The sequence below is a fragment of the Vibrio sp. TRT 2004 genome (assembly GCF_050113735.1).
Lineage (GTDB): Bacteria > Pseudomonadota > Gammaproteobacteria > Enterobacterales > Vibrionaceae > Vibrio.
In genome coordinates this window covers 165525-182005 of record NZ_JBNJOH010000003.1, presented here as the reverse complement: position 1 = coordinate 182005, position 16481 = coordinate 165525, and the positions used below count along the sequence as shown (strand labels likewise).

14 protein-coding genes are annotated in these 16481 nt (G+C 45.0%); 2 read left to right on the top strand and 12 right to left on the bottom strand.

Features of this window, described 5'->3' with window-relative positions; translation table 11 throughout:
• Positions 1 to 254 precede the first annotated feature (254 nt).
• On the bottom strand, positions 255 to 1634 hold the full coding sequence (gene radA, locus ACQEXR_RS02670) for a DNA repair protein RadA (RefSeq protein ID WP_138973504.1): 1380 nt from the start codon (positions 1632 to 1634) through the stop codon (positions 255 to 257).
• 152 nt (positions 1635 to 1786) lie between these two features.
• Here radA and ACQEXR_RS02665 point away from each other — a divergent pair, with 152 nt between their 5' ends.
• On the top strand, positions 1787 to 4126 hold the full coding sequence (locus ACQEXR_RS02665) for a PilZ domain-containing protein (protein ID WP_426950771.1): 2340 nt from the start codon (positions 1787 to 1789) through the stop codon (positions 4124 to 4126).
• 27 nt (positions 4127 to 4153) lie between these two features.
• Here the strand turns inward: ACQEXR_RS02665 and serB are convergent, their stop codons facing one another.
• Positions 4154 to 5134 (bottom strand): phosphoserine phosphatase, encoded by a 981-nt coding sequence (serB, locus tag ACQEXR_RS02660; protein WP_426950770.1) that lies wholly within the window; start codon positions 5132 to 5134, stop codon positions 4154 to 4156.
• Between the two features lie 104 nt (positions 5135 to 5238).
• Here serB and ACQEXR_RS02655 point away from each other — a divergent pair, with 104 nt between their 5' ends.
• Entirely contained in the window at positions 5239 to 5844 is a 606-nt protein-coding gene (locus ACQEXR_RS02655) for a YtjB family periplasmic protein (protein ID WP_426950769.1), read from the top strand.
• 189 nt (positions 5845 to 6033) lie between these two features.
• Here ACQEXR_RS02655 and deoD read toward each other — a convergent pair whose 3' ends face one another.
• From deoD to ACQEXR_RS02605, 10 genes are all read right to left on the bottom strand, one after another.
• Positions 6034 to 6753, bottom strand: coding sequence for a purine-nucleoside phosphorylase (gene deoD, locus ACQEXR_RS02650; RefSeq protein WP_005473519.1), 720 nt, complete (start codon positions 6751 to 6753; stop codon positions 6034 to 6036).
• A 75-nt stretch (positions 6754 to 6828) separates the two neighbouring features.
• Entirely contained in the window at positions 6829 to 8049 is a 1221-nt protein-coding gene (locus ACQEXR_RS02645; RefSeq protein ID WP_138973508.1) for a phosphopentomutase, read from the bottom strand.
• A gap of 66 nt (positions 8050 to 8115) precedes the next feature.
• Positions 8116 to 9459 (bottom strand): thymidine phosphorylase, encoded by a 1344-nt coding sequence (gene deoA / locus ACQEXR_RS02640; RefSeq protein WP_427019705.1) that lies wholly within the window; start codon positions 9457 to 9459, stop codon positions 8116 to 8118.
• Between the two features lie 229 nt (positions 9460 to 9688).
• Complete coding sequence (gene deoC, locus ACQEXR_RS02635) at positions 9689 to 10465, bottom strand: deoxyribose-phosphate aldolase (RefSeq protein WP_331428430.1); 777 nt, start codon at positions 10463 to 10465, stop codon at positions 9689 to 9691.
• 263 nt (positions 10466 to 10728) lie between these two features.
• A complete protein-coding gene (locus tag ACQEXR_RS02630) occupies positions 10729 to 10899 on the bottom strand; it encodes a XapX domain-containing protein (RefSeq protein WP_138973512.1) in 171 nt (56 codons plus the stop codon).
• Between the two features lie 384 nt (positions 10900 to 11283).
• Complete coding sequence (locus ACQEXR_RS02625; RefSeq protein ID WP_427019704.1) at positions 11284 to 12549, bottom strand: NupC/NupG family nucleoside CNT transporter; 1266 nt, start codon at positions 12547 to 12549, stop codon at positions 11284 to 11286.
• A 204-nt stretch (positions 12550 to 12753) separates the two neighbouring features.
• A complete protein-coding gene (locus tag ACQEXR_RS02620; protein WP_331418455.1) occupies positions 12754 to 13527 on the bottom strand; it encodes a TatD family hydrolase in 774 nt (257 codons plus the stop codon).
• Entirely contained in the window at positions 13527 to 13676 is a 150-nt protein-coding gene (locus ACQEXR_RS02615; protein ID WP_331428432.1) for a DUF5363 family protein, read from the bottom strand. Before ACQEXR_RS02615 ends, ACQEXR_RS02620 begins: the two co-directional genes overlap by 1 nt.
• A gap of 14 nt (positions 13677 to 13690) precedes the next feature.
• A complete protein-coding gene (gene yaaA, locus ACQEXR_RS02610) occupies positions 13691 to 14464 on the bottom strand; it encodes a peroxide stress protein YaaA (protein WP_426950765.1) in 774 nt (257 codons plus the stop codon).
• A 114-nt stretch (positions 14465 to 14578) separates the two neighbouring features.
• Complete coding sequence (locus ACQEXR_RS02605) at positions 14579 to 16009, bottom strand: alanine/glycine:cation symporter family protein (protein WP_426950763.1); 1431 nt, start codon at positions 16007 to 16009, stop codon at positions 14579 to 14581.
• Positions 16010 to 16481 lie beyond the last annotated feature (472 nt).

Below are 16481 nucleotides of genomic sequence, written 5' to 3'. Positions count from 1 at the left end.
AGAAGCGAGAAGCGAGAAGCGAGAAGCGAGAAGCGAGAAGCGAGAAGCGAGAAGCGAGAAGCGAGAAGCGAGAAAATCTTGGAAGGGTTGACAGTGTGCGTCAACCTTTTTCTTTTAAATTCATACAATTAAGCTTAAATCTCATCCAGCTTTGCCTGCAACTTTCGACTCGCTCATCACAAGCTCCTCTCGAAGGGCGCAGCCCGATCTCGACGCGAAGCGTTCTAGATTCTCGCAGGGCGAAGCCCCTCTGTTTAAAGCTCATCAAACGCTTCAATCGCTTCGCTAAGCTTTTTAACCCCATGAATCTGCATTCCAGCAATACCACCTTTGGGCATATTTGCCGCAGGCACTATCGCTCGCTTAAAGCCGTGTTTAAAGGCTTCGTTAAGTCGCTCTTGACCACTGGGAACAGGGCGAATCTCACCAGCCAATCCAACTTCTCCAAACACCACCACATCCTTAGGCAATGGTCGATCACGGAAGCTAGAGAGTAATGCCATCACTAACGCTAAATCGGCACTGGTTTCTGTCACTTTTACCCCGCCGACGACATTGACGAAAACATCTTGATCCGCCATCTGTAGACCACCATGCTTGTGCAGCACTGCAAGTAAAAGCGATAAACGATTCTGTTCGAGACCAACAGCAACACGACGTGGATTGGCCAACTGTGAATAATCAACCAACGCCTGTATCTCTACAAGAAGTGGGCGTGTTCCTTCCCAAACAACCATCACCGAGCTGCCTGACGTCTCTTCCTCGCCGCGAGAAAGGAAGATTGCAGATGGATTGCTCACCTCTTTTAAGCCTTGACCCGTCATAGCGAAGACCCCCAACTCATTCACCGCACCAAAACGGTTTTTATGGCTGCGTAAAGTACGAAAACGACTGTCTGCCCCGCCATCGAGCAATACGGAGCAGTCAATGATATGTTCCAATACTTTTGGCCCCGCCAACGTACCATCTTTGGTAACATGACCAACGATAAATACCGCGACATTGTTTTGTTTAGCGTACCGTGTGAGCGCAGTAGCAGACTCTCGTACCTGAGCCACACTACCTGGTGAAGATTGAACATCTGATACATGCATAACTTGAATAGAGTCAATCACCATAATTTTGGGCTGCTCTTTTTCAGCGATCTGACAAATTCGGTCAACATTGGTCTCCGAAAGCATTTTTAGATTATCTTTCGGCAGACCTAACCGAGAAGCGCGCATCGCGACCTGTTGCAGTGACTCTTCACCAGTCACATATAAGGTCGGCATTTGTGATGCCAAATAGCACATAGTTTGTAGTAGCAGTGTGGATTTACCAGCCCCCGGATTACCACCGATAAGGATCGCAGCCCCAGGAACGACACCGCCACCCAGAACTCGATCGAGTTCTTTAAAGCCGCTCGTAAAACGAGGGACTTCTTGCAGATCGATCTCTGACAGTGTCTGAACTTTGGTTTCCGTAGTTGAACCTGCATATCCCGATAGACGTTCGTTACGAGCAACACTTGGAGATGCTGCCAATCGGACTTCACTGATAGTGTTCCACGCGCCACAGGCGTTGCACTGTCCTTGCCAACGTGGGAAATCTGCACCGCAGTCATTACATACGTACGCTGTTTTCGCTTTTGCCATGTAACCTCAGGTCTTAAATTATGTATTTGTGACATAAACTACGACGGAAGTAGCTTATATCATCTTCTCTACTTGATTCGCAGTAACATATCACTAAAGATCTTTATATCAAGGCCGATATGAAATGAGTAAGGGATACTCTAACAAAAAATATGCAGCAGCCAGAAATACTCTCTCTCGCGGAACGTCTAATTCCCGTTTATCACTCAGAAGACTTCGATTATCTTCTCGGTCAAATGACAGAGGGGGATCCTCCTTCCGTTAAGATCCTAGTAAAAATGGAGCTTAACCGTGTTATGGCGCCTTGCACTAAACCCATCGATTTACGCGGACGAGTCAAGGGAGAGTGTCGCGAATACGAACTCGATGGTCTCAAGCACTGGTTAGATGATGTCGCTTTCAACGCCTATCATAAGAACACCCGTAAATTTGGTGGGTATACTGAGGGTGTTTGGGAAGCGCTATGTAACACCCATAATAATTTCCGCGTCATGCAAAAGCGTGGCAAGCCCCTAGGCACTGAAGTCAGCATAGAAACGAATGGCATCAACGTCGAAGCAATCACGTTAGGCTATGATCTTAAGCGTAAAGAGAACCGCCTAAAACTGTCTTCTCAAATAGAACTCAAGTTGGCCAATAGACAAGTGGTCCACGCGGTCACCATCGATCTCTCACCTTCAGGCGCTAAATTTAAAGTCCCTTCCGCGTTTGATTACAAACTCGGTGAAGTGATCGATGTTCGTCTAGTAGAACTGAGCAAAAATGTCGACATTGGTGGTATTGATTCCGTGATCCCATATCGCATTGTTGGGATTGATGAGTCATACGAAAACGATGCGGTTAAGTTCCTTCGCCTACTAAAGCTTGATACGTCAAACATCATTGAACAAGTTATCGACTACGTAGTGAAAAGTGACACGCAGAAAGCTCGTCATGACAATCAGGACAAGATTATCCGTGCTCGTTCACGAGGTTTCGAGCACACCTATTTAAAACACACTTGCAACTTACCTGTCTTTTTTAGCGGCAATGAGCTTAAGCTCGTACTGATGACGGAAAATAATCAGCCTATCTGGCAGTACTGGCATGACGAGCGCAATCAACAGACACTAAGCAGCCTTTTTCATGAACAGCGTATGACGCAGCTAACGGCTGAAGGCATGAGAGGCAGTAACAATGTACTTTACTCGTTCACTCATGAGCATAAAGATAAAACCCTCTTCTTCTCAATGATGATGCCGGAAGCGACTCGCGAATTGCGTCAGTTGTTTTGGCATATTGGAGCCAAAAAGGAGAGCTGGAAGGCATTCCGCCTGTCTGTGTTTGAGTTGTCTGAAGCAGAAAAACAAACACTGGCAAACCACTCCAGTGAGTTGGAAACAGAGTCTTTGACTCACTGCGGTATCTTACAAGAGATCGCCGACGAAAGTAGCCGACAGGACTACCTGCTAACGGATAAACCTCAGCTCGCAAGCAACGAGCTCAATCGTTTTCGACATGCTCGAAACCCTGAAAGCAATCCTGCTTGTGTTTACTTTGATGCAAAATCTCGACGCAGAGAACCTAGGTATCAGTTCCGTTCCCCTATTACGCTTTCACATCCCAGTGGTCAAAGTATTGAAGGCGTCAGTGTCGATATTTCCAAACACGGTATGAGCATCGCATTAACACAGCCGTGCAGCTTAAAAGCCGGGGATACTTGTACGATTAACTTTAAAGAACTTCAGCTTTACGACAAGAAGCTGCCTTTGGATGTGGTGCCATACACCATTATTCGTGTCAGCCCAGGTGAAAAAACGCTCCAACTTGCCATCATTGAAGATAGCCAGATGATGCGGACTATTACCTTTTTCGGCAAGTTAATCGAACACAACCAAGATAAACTCATCGCTAAAAAAGAGTTGCTCCCAAGTAATGAGCTATTGGAAGGTTTACACAACATCCTGCTCGATAAGATGGTCAGCACGCCTCTCTACGTAGAGAAGAAAGGGGGCAGTCTCAGACCTAAAGCGATTGGAGTGAACTATCCACTCAAGTCTTATCTCGCAATCTTAGCGAAACTAGGCGATGAAAAGAGCTTCTCCTTAGCACCAATCTATAAGGGACGGACCAATACGCTGCTAGCACAACCCATGAAGCGTATCGAGGGTGCAGAGCCTCAATACCACGAACTCTACCTAGCGACAGTCAAGTTCGGCACTCGAATCCAATCTGTCGAATCAAAGCTGAGCAGTGAATTTGCCAATATCAAAGAACGCATTATGTTTATCAAAAAGTCACAAGCGATGGGTGAGTTTTATGCCATCCGTATTTGTGGTGCCCCTGTATTTGATCCGATAACAGCTTTAGTGCGCAAAGACTTAAACGAGCTGGCTCAAGTCAGCATGCATCAAGCTCGAAGCTTAGAAAAAGAGATGCATAGTATTGTTGGCTACGGTGAACTTATCGACATCACTGAAGAAGTCTTAATCCGACTGGAGTTAACTCGATAAAAAAGCGAGACAATGTCTCGCTTTTCTTTAAGGTTGAGGCTTAAAGCTAACCCGTTTCTGCTTAACTAGGATTGCAGATAGAATGCAGATTATGCCGCCCAGCCCAGCGTAACGCACGGCACTTCTTGCTTGCTGCTCTACCTTAGGTTTAGCGTGATAAGCAACACCCAATCCAGCCGTTTCCATCATCACTAGATCATTAGCGCCGTCACCAACCGCTATCGTATTGTGCGCTTCAATATCATACTGCTCAGCTAATTCGAGTAGGATGTCAGCCTTCGTCTGTGCAGATACCACGTCACCAACGACCTTACCGGTTAGCTTGCCGTCGACAATCTCTAGTTGATTTGACTGTGCATGGTCTAGCTCAAGGCGCTGCTGAAGGTGATCGGAAAAGTAGGTAAAGCCACCGGATGCGATAGCTGTCTTCCAACCATACTGCTTTAGTGTACCGATCAGTTCAGGCAAATCAGGCATTAAAGGGAGTGTTTGGCGTACCTCAGACAATATAGATTCATCTGCGCCCTCAAGTTTGGCAACGCGCTGACGCAAGCTCTGCTCAAAATCGAGCTCGCCTTGCATTGCACGTTCGGTCACTTCTGCCACTTCCTCGCCAACACCTGCTAGCTTAGCGATCTCATCGATACACTCAATCTGAATTGCCGTTGAGTCCATATCGAGTACCACCAAACCCGGCTTAGTCAAATCGGGCATATCATGCAGAGCGGAATAGTCTAATTTCAGAGCTTGTAAAATTTCCTCATGCTCTGCGGTGAGCTCCCCTGCCATTAATGCAACTTCGTAGTTTCCAACTTTCCATACATCAACAACGGCATTGTTATAGCCGACGAAGAAATCAATATCATTAAACTGATCTGGGCATAGATAGTCAGCAAAAACGACCCATCCAGCTTTCGCCTTGTCAAATTGCGTTGCTAGTCGGGTTTCAGGTAAGCGGTTAATTAAAGGGGTATGTTTACGAATAGAGAGAGTCTTCAACGTGTCCATGTTTGCAATTCCTATAAAATCTCCCATCACGTTAACCTATTGCAATTTGGATGCGCAAGTCTCAATATGCTCTAAAGTACAATTAAGCTCGATTTAGGTGAAAAATGGACACCTCCCTATTCTCATTTCGAATGGCCATGAAGGTGCTAGGAATTGTCTCCTTAATTGCGATGGTGGCGTCTATCGCGATCAACAGCGTCAAAATAACCAAGGGCAATGAACAGATTCAGGCTAATCAGTTAGAAACGCTAACCAATATTCTGATTTCACAGGCTTCACTTTCCGCTAGCGATATGATCGTTAATCAGGATCAAGAGCGCCTACTGAGACTGACCAATCAGCTGGCTAAAGACAATCTGGTTGTTGATGCAACCATTTATGATGCTGAGGGTGTAAAGCTAGCAGCCAGCGATCAAGCTAAATCAGTGCGCGAAATGCTTGGTCTTGATACCCCTCTGGAAACCGCACGTATCGGTAAACAGCAGCTCGTTGAGCCGGTTTTACATGACGGCTCTGTGATCGGTTTTGTGCGTATCACCTTCGAAACTGGCAAGCTGACCGCTTTCTCTGACCACTACTACCGAAAGAGTGATCGATACATGTATACCATGGTCGGACTCAGTTTTATCGCTGGTCTTCTATTAACACTGATCGTGCGACGTAAGCCTAACAAACACAAAGGCGAGAATTTGTTGTTGAAGGATATGTAAGCGAGAAAAATTTTTAAGGGCTGACACACCATGTCAACCCTTTTCTTTTAAAATCAGATAATTAGACTATAAGATTAGCCAGCACTGCCTGCAACTTTCGACTCGCTCATCACAAGCTCCTCTCGAAGGACGAAGTCCGATCTAGAAGCGTAGCGTTCTAAGTTCTCGCAGGGCGCAGCCCGCTCTTAATTACTCTGCGTCACCTAGTAGCACTGAATCCAACGCAATGATCATCATATCGTTGAAAGTCGTCTGACGCTCATCTGAAGTCGTTTGCTCACCCGTCTTGATATGGTCAGAAACAGTACAGATGGTTAGCGCTTTCGCGCCGTACTCAGCACATACGCCGTAGATACCAGCGGCTTCCATCTCAACACCTACGATGCCGTACTTGTCCATAACATCGAACATTTCAGGATCTGGCGTGTAGAAGAGTTCTGCCGAAAATAGGTTACCTACTTTTACTTCAATGCCACGAGCTTTCGCTGCATCTTCAGCTGCACGAACCATCTTGTAATCAGCGATTGCAGCAAAGTCATGACCTTTGAAACGGATACGGTTCACTTTCGAGTCAGTACACGCGCCCATACCGATAACAACGTCGCGAACTTTAATGTCTTCGCTTACTGCACCACAGCTGCCTACGCGAATAATTTTTTTCACGCCGAAATCTTTGATAAGTTCCGTCGCGTAGATCGAGCATGATGGGATACCCATACCGTGACCCATTACTGATACTTTACGGCCCTTGTAAGTGCCCGTGAAGCCGTACATGTTTCGTACGTCACATACCTGTACAACATCTTCCAAGAAGGTTTCTGCAATGTATTTAGCACGTAGCGGGTCACCCGGCATTAGAACAACATCTGCGAATGCACCCATTTCTGCGTTGATATGTGGAGTTGCCATGATTCAATTTCCTTAGTTAGAAATGACAAAATAATAGAGGGACTAGCCCTCTATTTTTCAATTAAACTGCTTGGATTACAGGAAGTTTTTACCGTAATCCATTGGCGAAATACCAAAGTGACTCGCCAGTGTCTGACCGATGTCAGCGAATGTGTCACGTAGACCAAGAGAGCCCGCTGGAACTTTTGGACCGTAAACAATCACTGGAATGTGTTCACGAGTGTGGTCAGTACCTGGCCAAGTTGGGTCACAACCGTGGTCAGCCGTCAGGATAAGAACATCATCTTGCTCCATTAACTCTAGTACTTCGTTGATTCGTCCATCGAAATATTCTAGTGCGGCTGCATAACCCGCCACATCACGACGGTGACCGTATGCAGAGTCAAAGTCTACAAAGTTAGTGAACACGATAGTGTTGTCGCCAGCGTCTTTGATTTGCTCAAGAGTCGCTTCGAACAGCGCTGGGATACCTGTTGCTTTCACTTTCTTGGTGATGCCGCAGTTAGCGTAGATATCAGCAATCTTACCGATTGAAACAACATTGCCTTGCTTCTCTTCTACCAGTTTTTGTAGAACAGTGGCTGAAGGTGGTTCAACTGACAAATCGCGACGGTTACCAGTACGCTCAAACTGACCTTTACCAGGGCCAATGAAAGGACGAGCGATAACGCGGCCAATGTTGTAATCTTCCAGCTCTTCACGCGCAATTTGGCACAGTTCAAGTAGGCGGTCTAAACCAAATGTCTCTTCATGACACGCAATTTGAAATACTGAGTCAGCCGAAGTATAGAAGATCGGTTGACCTGTTTTCATGTGCTCTTCACCAAGATCATCAAGAACTTGTGTTCCTGATGCGTGGCAGTTACCTAAGAAACCATCTAAGCCTGCACGCTCAAGGATTCGGTCCGTCAGTTCTTTAGGGAAACTGTTTTGTTTATCTGTGAAGTAACCCCAGTCGAAAAGTACAGGCACACCTGCAATTTCCCAGTGACCAGATGGCGTGTCTTTGCCTGAAGATAGCTCGGCAGCATGGCCGTAAGCGCCAATGATTTCTGCATCAGCGTCAAGGCCCGGAGCAAAACTACCTGTCGACTCTTTATGAGCCATCGCAAGACCAAGTTTAGACAAGTTTGGTAGACGAAGAGGACCACTACGCTCTGCGTTATCCGCTAAACCTTTCTCACACTGCTCTGCAATATGACCTAAGGTGTCAGAACCGACATCACCAAAGTCTTTTGCATCTGCAGTTGCACCGATGCCAAATGAGTCTAGGACTAAAATAAATGCTCTTTTCATTGCTCTTTCCTTAGGCCCACTCAACTTTGACTATTTGTGGTGCAAGCAGGCCTTTGTGTAATTTAATTAAACGTCTTCCGCGCGAATCTGGCAGTAAACTTCTGGCGTTGCAATGTACTCACCGCCAATCGTAATTGCTTTCTTCAGCGCATCTGCCGCTTCCTGCCATTGCTCTTCACTACGTGCGTGAATAACAGCGAGAGGTTTATCATTCGAAGCTTGTTCGCCTAAACGAATAAAATGATCGAAACCGACAGCATAATCAATCGTATCAGTTGCAACTCGGCGTCCACCGCCCATCGCAACCACGGCCATACCAATTGCTCGAGTATCCATAGCAGAGACTACGCCCGATTGTTCCGCATAAACCGGCTTAATAATTTCTGCTTTATCTAGGTAGCTATCATAGTTTTCTACGAAGTCAGCAGGACCACCAAGACCAGCGACCATTTTACCGAAGCATTCCGCCGCTTTACCGTTATCAAGTACTTCCATCAGTTTAGCGCGTGCTTGTTCCGTATTGTCAGCGAGTTTAGCTAACACCAACATTTCAGCACATGACGCCATCGTCACTTCAAGAAGACGCGGGTTACGATACTCGCCAGTCAGGAACTGAACAGCTTCACGCACTTCTACTGCGTTACCAGCAGAGGAGGCTAGAACTTGGTTCATATCCGTTAAGATTGCCGTTGTCTTAGTACCCGCACCGTTTGCAACCGCTACAATAGATTTAGCTAATTCTTCAGATGCTTCATAAGTTGGCATAAAAGCGCCAGAACCCACTTTGACATCCATAACAAGCGACTCTAGACCAGCAGCAAGTTTCTTCGAAAGAATCGATGCTGTGATCAGAGAAATGTTGTCAACGGTTGCTGTGATATCGCGAGTGGCGTATACACGTTTATCGGCAGGAGCGAGATCACCCGTCTGGCCAATAATCGCCACACCAGCATCTTTAGTAACATCACCAAACACTTCATTGGTCGGCGTGATATTGTAGCCAGGAATCGATTCAAGCTTATCGAGAGTTCCCCCCGTATGACCAAGACCACGGCCTGAGATCATCGGAACGAAACCACCACATGCAGCAACCATAGGACCTAGCATAAGCGAGGTCACATCACCGACACCACCGGTTGAGTGTTTATCAACAATCGGGCCGCCAAACTCTTTGTCGCTCCAATCGATAACCATACCAGAGTCACGCATTGCACAAGTGAGTGCGATACGTTCTGGCATAGTCATTTCGTTGAAAAAGATAGCCATAGCAAACGCTGCGATCTGACCTTCAGATACAGTGTTCTTCGCTACACCTTGGATAAAGAAGTTAATTTCGTCGGCAGTAAGAATTTCGCCGTCGCGTTTTTTACGAATCACTTCTTGTGGTAAGAAAGCTTGAGGTAAATACATTAGATCCTCCCATGCTTTTTTAGCAATGGTTGTAAGGTAAAGAGGTAATGTGGAGTGGCGACTTACCACCCCACCAAACAGACTTTGACTTTGTCATTATTTACTCTCAAACTATTTGGCGTTGCAGCTAGGCGACAAGTAAGTTCATTCCTATGAGCATAGAGGCCCTATGTGATTAGGATGAACTTACGCAGTCAACAACGCTGCGGCGTCAAATAGGACGAGAGAATTAGTATGCTGCAGGATCTGCAGTCTCGTCTGTTACTTCTAATGTATTAAGTAGGTTCGTCAGCAAGCTTGACGCACCAAAACGGTAGTGACGAGCATCTACCCAGTTGTCACCAAGGATTTCGTCAGCCATTGCTAAGTATGCTTGCGCATCTTCCGCAGTACGCACACCACCCGCTGGTTTGAAACCAACCGTTTGTGCAACGCCCATGTCACGAATCACTTCTAACATCATGCGAGCGTACTCTGGAGTTGCATTTACTGGCACTTTACCCGTTGAAGTTTTAATGAAATCTGCACCCGCTTTGATACAAATTTCTGATGCTTTCTTGATAAGTGCTTCTTCTTTCAGCTCACCCGTTTCGATGATAACTTTTAGAAGGATATCGCCACACGCTTCTTTACATTGCTTAACCAGCTCGTATCCCACTTCTTCGTTACCCGCCATTAGGGCGCGGTATGGGAATACTACGTCAACTTCATCAGCACCGTAAGCTACAGCGGCTTTTGTCTCAGCAACTGCGATTTCGATATCGTCATTACCGTGAGGGAAGTTTGTTACTGTTGCAATGCGAACGTCTGGCGTACCTTGCTCACGAAGTGTCTTCTTAGCAATAGGAATAAAGCGAGGGTAAATACAAATTGCAGCCGTGTTACCTACTGCTGATTTTGCGTCATGACATAGAGAAATAACTTTCGCATCAGTGTCATCATCATTCAGCGTAGTTAGGTCCATTAGTTTAAGTGCACGTAGTGCTGCTGCTTTTAAATCGCTCATTTCTATCTCCGATCAATATTCAAAAAAGTCACTGCTCTGCATCGTTTGCAGAACTGCAGTCATTTATGAACGGACTTGGTTCCTTGAAGACTCGGCATATACAGCGAATTTTAATATGCCAATTGCTATCCTTGTCACCGCACAGTACCAGTTTGGTCTATGGCACAACAATCTACGATTGCGGTGTCTAACGTATATGGGCTTTAACCCAAGCAACGGTCAGTTGCTGCCAGCGCCAATCATACTCCTTGTATGAATTATCACTAGCTAAAAAACCTTTCAATAATCCATTGATAGGCTACACCACCTAAGTACACTCCGACGATGCCCATAACGCCTGCCAAAACAGGTGGCGCAGGTACCGGAAGCTTGATGGCGGAAAACAGGACTCCAACGACAAAACCCGCTAAGGTTGCGAGGATAACTTCGTTCATAAGTTTAACCCTACTTTCTATAGATACCTACATTATAGCTATTTGTCGTAGAACTGTAGTGGCTCATAGAGCGCAAACGGTTTGTATCTCAAAAAAGATTCTGCTTAACGTTTGCTCAATCTTATCAATATCCAAACGCAGTGAATTTATCGCCTAAATCCAATTAGGCTGATGTATTTCCAAGTATTTTGTTCGCGAACAAAGGCAACAAGAATGTGACTCCCAAGGTGTTTCATTTCACTAAATGATTGGGGTGAATATTCGCAGTTAACATCGTTAGCAAGCAACAAACGACGAAAGAAAAAATAAAAAAGCCCCGTAGCACACAACGTGTGACTACGGGGCTTTTTAAAACGGCGTCTATATATATTAATTACGGCGTAATTAAAGAGCTGCTAGGCTCAAACAGAAACCTGCAATTGTTGCCGCCATTAGGTTAGATAGCGTACCAGCACAAACCGCTTTAACACCCATACGAGCGATCTCGTGACGACGTTCAGGGGCAAGGCTACCTAGACCTCCTAGAAGGATCGCGATAGAGGAAAGGTTTGCGAAACCACATAGAGCGAATGAAATAATTGCTTTCGTTTTATCCGAAAGAACAATTTCAGCGCCTTCAGCTAGGTATGGCGAGAATGCTGCGTAAGCTACAAATTCGTTAGCAACGATCTTCTGGCCGATGAATGAGCCAGCAAGTGTCGCCTCTTCCCATGGAACACCGATAACAAATGCCAGTGGAGAGAATAACCAACCTAAAATTAGCTCTAAAGTTAGTTCAGGCATTTCAACCCAACCACCAATACTACCAAGCATACCATTAACTAGAGCGATCAAACCGATGAATGCAAGTAGCATTGCACCTACGTTAAGAGCGAGTTGTAACCCCATTGCTGCACCACCAGCTGCTGCATCAATAACGTTTGCGGGTTTGTCAGCGCCACCGTCGATGTCACTACCTAGGTCTTCTTGAGGTGTATCAGTTTCGGGCATGATAATTTTGGCAAACAGTAGACCACCAGGCGCAGCCATGAATGATGCTGCTACTAAGTATTCAATTGGAACACCCATTCCAGCAAATGCTGCAAGTACACCACCTGCGATAGAAGCTAGACCACCACACATTACTGCAAATAGCTCAGACTGAGTCATTTTAGGAACAAACGGACGAACCACTAGAGGTGCTTCAGTTTGACCAACGAAGATGTTAGCTGCTGCAGACATTGACTCGGCACGTGAAGTACCTAGTGCTATTTGTAGACCGCCACCAAGAATCTTGATAACCCATTGCATTACACCAATGTAGTAAAGTACAGAGATAAAGGCAGAGAAAAAGATTAGGGTAGGAAGTACGCGGAAAGCAAAAACATAGCCGCCACCACCGAATATTTCAATCATTTTTCCAGAGACTAAACCACCAAAGATGAATTCAGTACCTTTATTACCATATGCAATTACACTTGATACACCATCAGAGAAGTTTTTCAGCAACTCTTGTCCCCAAGGGACATAAAGAATAAATGCACCTAAAATAAATTGAATCGCAAAAGCACCACCTACAGTTCTGAAGTTGATCGCTTTTCGATTGTCAGATAAAAGAACTGCTAATCCTAGCAGGACGATCATCCCTACAATACTCATAAACAGGCTCATAGTTTATGATTTCCTTATTAGTTATATGTTGGCGTGTTACAAAATGGAGCTTAAAAGCGTGGGCAATTATACTCACCCAACCAACGATAAAGTAATGCTACCTTCACACTTTCTTATAAGATTCATCAGTGATTCACTCAACAATGTGAACATTGTCACTATTCAATGGAAATGTCGTGATTGAAGGTGCGTTATCTTTCGGATTTATTCACAAATATTGAACAGCACATGACTATTTTTCCAAACGCTTTCAGCAATCGTTTGCGTGGAGGTATTCTTTAACAATGCGAGCTCAAGCAATATTTTATTCAGGTTTTGGGGATGGTTAGGCTTGCCTTGCTCATTCATAAGTGGCATGTCGGGAGAATCTGTTTCTAACACCAAAGCATCAAGCGGTAACTGCGCTATCGCTAAACGCGTTTTGTTGGCTCTTGGATAAGCAATCACACCACCGACACCGATATAAAAACCAAGCTCAACAAACTGCATTGCTTGCTGATAGCTACCAGAAAAACCGTGCAATACACCGCCAAACTTGAACTGCTTCTGCTTAATAATCTGTAGCAAACGGTTATGCGTTTTGCGGCTATGTAAAATGAGAGGTAGCTTAAACTCGATAGCCAGTTCGACTTGCTGAACGAAAAGCCGGTCTTGCAGTTCCATGTCGACATCAATCATGGCATCTAAACCACACTCTCCTACCGCGACACATAAATCCTGTTGCCGTTCTAATAGTAGACGCAATTCGGTAACTTGGTGCTCACTTTGCTGATTTAAAAATAAAGGGTGCATTCCAAGCGCGTAGTAGACACCGGTGTGGTGCTCTGCAAGAGATATCACTTTTTGCCAGTTAGACATGCCTATTGAAGGCAATAAGACGCGCTCGACTTGATGCCTTCGAGCCGTTTCTAAATGGTCAGCAAAGTGTTCAGAAAAGCACTCAAAATCAAGGTGGCAATGCGTATCAAAAAGGCGCATCATCGCTGCGCCTTTTTGGTAGTTTCTACTGAAGACTGTTCTGGTTCACTTCGGTAAGGAACACAGCTACGTTTATGCTCTGGTGTCAATCCCAATGACAAACACCACTGATCATACTTGGCTAACCATCGCTTAAACCAGTTCAACATTTCAGTGCCTTCTATTACTGTTCTTCTCGTTTGAAAACTAACTCTGTTGGTGTTGACTCATCTTCAACAAAGTAATAGCCCGCAGTGTCAAATTTCGTTAAATCAGCCACACTAGAGATACGTTGCTCAATGATATAACGCGCCATCATGCCCCGTGCTTTTTTGGCGTAAAAACTGATCACTTTATACTGGCCGTTTTTACAATCTTTAAAGACAGGCGTGATCACCTGCGCGTCCAACAACTTAGGTTTTACTGCTTTAAAATATTCATTTGATGCTAAGTTGATAAGTACATTGTCACCTTGGGCAGTAATCGCCTCATTGAGCTTATCGGTAATCACATTACCCCAAAACTGGTACAAGTTGCTCCCTTTACCATTGGCGAGTTTGGTGCCCATCTCTAAACGGTAGGGTTGCATCAAATCAAGTGGTTTTAACAAGCCATAGAGACCCGATAGCATACGCAGATGTTTTTGCGCGTATTCAAAGTCCTCTTCACTTAGTGACTCCGCATCCAATCCCGTGTACACATCCCCTTTAAACGCCAGAATTGCTTGGCGTGCGTTGTCAGTCGTGAACTCTTCACTCCACTCTTGAAAACGGCCTACATTCAAATCAGCAATCTTATCGCTGACCTTCATTAAGCTGGCGACATCTGCAGGAGTCAGCTTGCGACAAACATCAATTAACTCTTTGGAATATTCAACTAACTCCGGCTGAGTAAACTTCTCAATCGCCAGAGGAGATTCATAATCTAACGTTTTCGCAGGAGAAACGACAATTAACATGACTTTATACTCTATCCATTTATCTGTTTTATTGAGTTTAGGGTACAAAAAAAGCCATGCGATGTCTGCATGGCTTTTTGAATCGTTTTAATAGGCAAATCTGATAACTATCGATTAGCTCTTTTTGCTCTGATCCCAGATACCATCTTCAAGTTGAGACTTTAGCTCAGGGAAGTCGTTTGAATCAAACGTAGGAACTTTGCCTTCACCAAGTTGACGATTGTAATCTTTAGCAAGTTTGATCACGATGCCAGACAACAGAAGAATAGCAATCAAGTTGACTATCGCCATCAAGCCCATTGAAACATCAGCAAGCGACCACACAACAGGTAGAGAGGCGACTGCACCAAACATCACCATACCAAGCACGATAATACGGAAAATGCCAAGACCTGCTTTATGGTTGTGCTCTAAGAAAATCAAGTTAGTTTCAGCGTAAGAGTAGTTAGCAATAATAGAGGTAAAGGCGAAGAAGAAAATCGCTACCGCAACAAAGATACTACCCCAGTCACCGACCTGAGAACTCAACGCCGTTTGAGTTAGCTCGATACCGGTAATTTCACCGTGAGGAACATACTCACCAGACATCAGGATAATGGCAACTGTAGCTGAACAGATAACGATCGTGTCCATAAATACGCCCAACATCTGTACATAACCTTGAGAGGCTGGGTGTGGCGGATATGGTGTCGCGGATGCTGCAGCGTTAGGTGCTGAACCCATACCAGCTTCATTTGAAAATAGACCGCGTTTAACACCGTTAATCATCGCCTGAGCAATAGCATAGCCTAAACCACCTGCAGCCGCTTCCTGTAAGCCAAACGCGCTCTTAAAGATCAACGTCAGAACCGCTGGAAGCTTTTCGATGTTAATCACCATGACAAACATAGCAAGAAGTAGGTAAGCCAATGCCATAACTGGAACAATCAGTTCTGCGACACGAGCGATACGCTTGATACCACCAAAAATAACAATCGAAGATAGCAGGACAACCACAATACCAACGTAAGTATCATCCCAACCGAATGCATTATGCATTGCATTGGCAATAGAGTTGGCTTGTACCGCGTTGAAAACCAAACCAAACGCAATGATCAAGAATACCGAGAAGAGAACTCCCATCCAGCGCATACCTAGGCCTTTTTCCATGTAGTATGCTGGGCCACCGCGGTAGTTACCGTCATCATCTTTGGTTTTGTATAGCTGAGCTAGGGTACTTTCTGCAAACGAAGTTGCCATACCCAGCATTGCGATTAGCCACATCCAGAAGATAGCGCCAGGGCCACCAGCGGTTAGAGCAACGGCAACCCCCGCCATGTTACCCGTGCCAACACGCGCCGCTAAACTCGTACAAAGTGCTTGGAAAGATGAGATACCTGCTTTATCAGCTTTACGGCTGTTTTTCAGTACCGAGAACATGTGACCGAAGTGGCGAAACTGGATGAAGCCCAAGCGGACTGTAAAATAAATTCCCACACCGACCAGAAGATAAACAAGAATTGAACCCCAAAGCAGGTCATTCATTAAATTAATTAAGTCTGTCATAACATCCTCATATTGAGATTTCGCTGATCTCCGCTTCCCAGCCATCCATCTAACTGCCCCACTAAGTGTCAATATTGCTTAGCGTTGATATAGTTGTTCTATGCAGTTTAGACCTGTAAAACTCGCCTCATGCTTCCATTTTACGTATCAGCGTATTTTTTGACGGGCGGATAATGCAGCGAAGAAGAACAAAAATCAATATGCAAACAGATGTATTCATTTGTTATTTTTCACCATATAGTTACCAACAATTAACACATAGCAATGCAATTACCCCACAAAAGCAAAACAATTACTCTAAAAAATTACAACAACCAGCATATTCCGAAACATATTATTTTGATGAGCATGTCATCATTAAGATGCCTTACCACGCAAGGCATTGAGTTAATGTAATAAGGTATAAATCACCAAGACCTCTTCTGCTCATAGACACATAGCCAATTGACTCTCACCAAGATGAAGTGTTGTA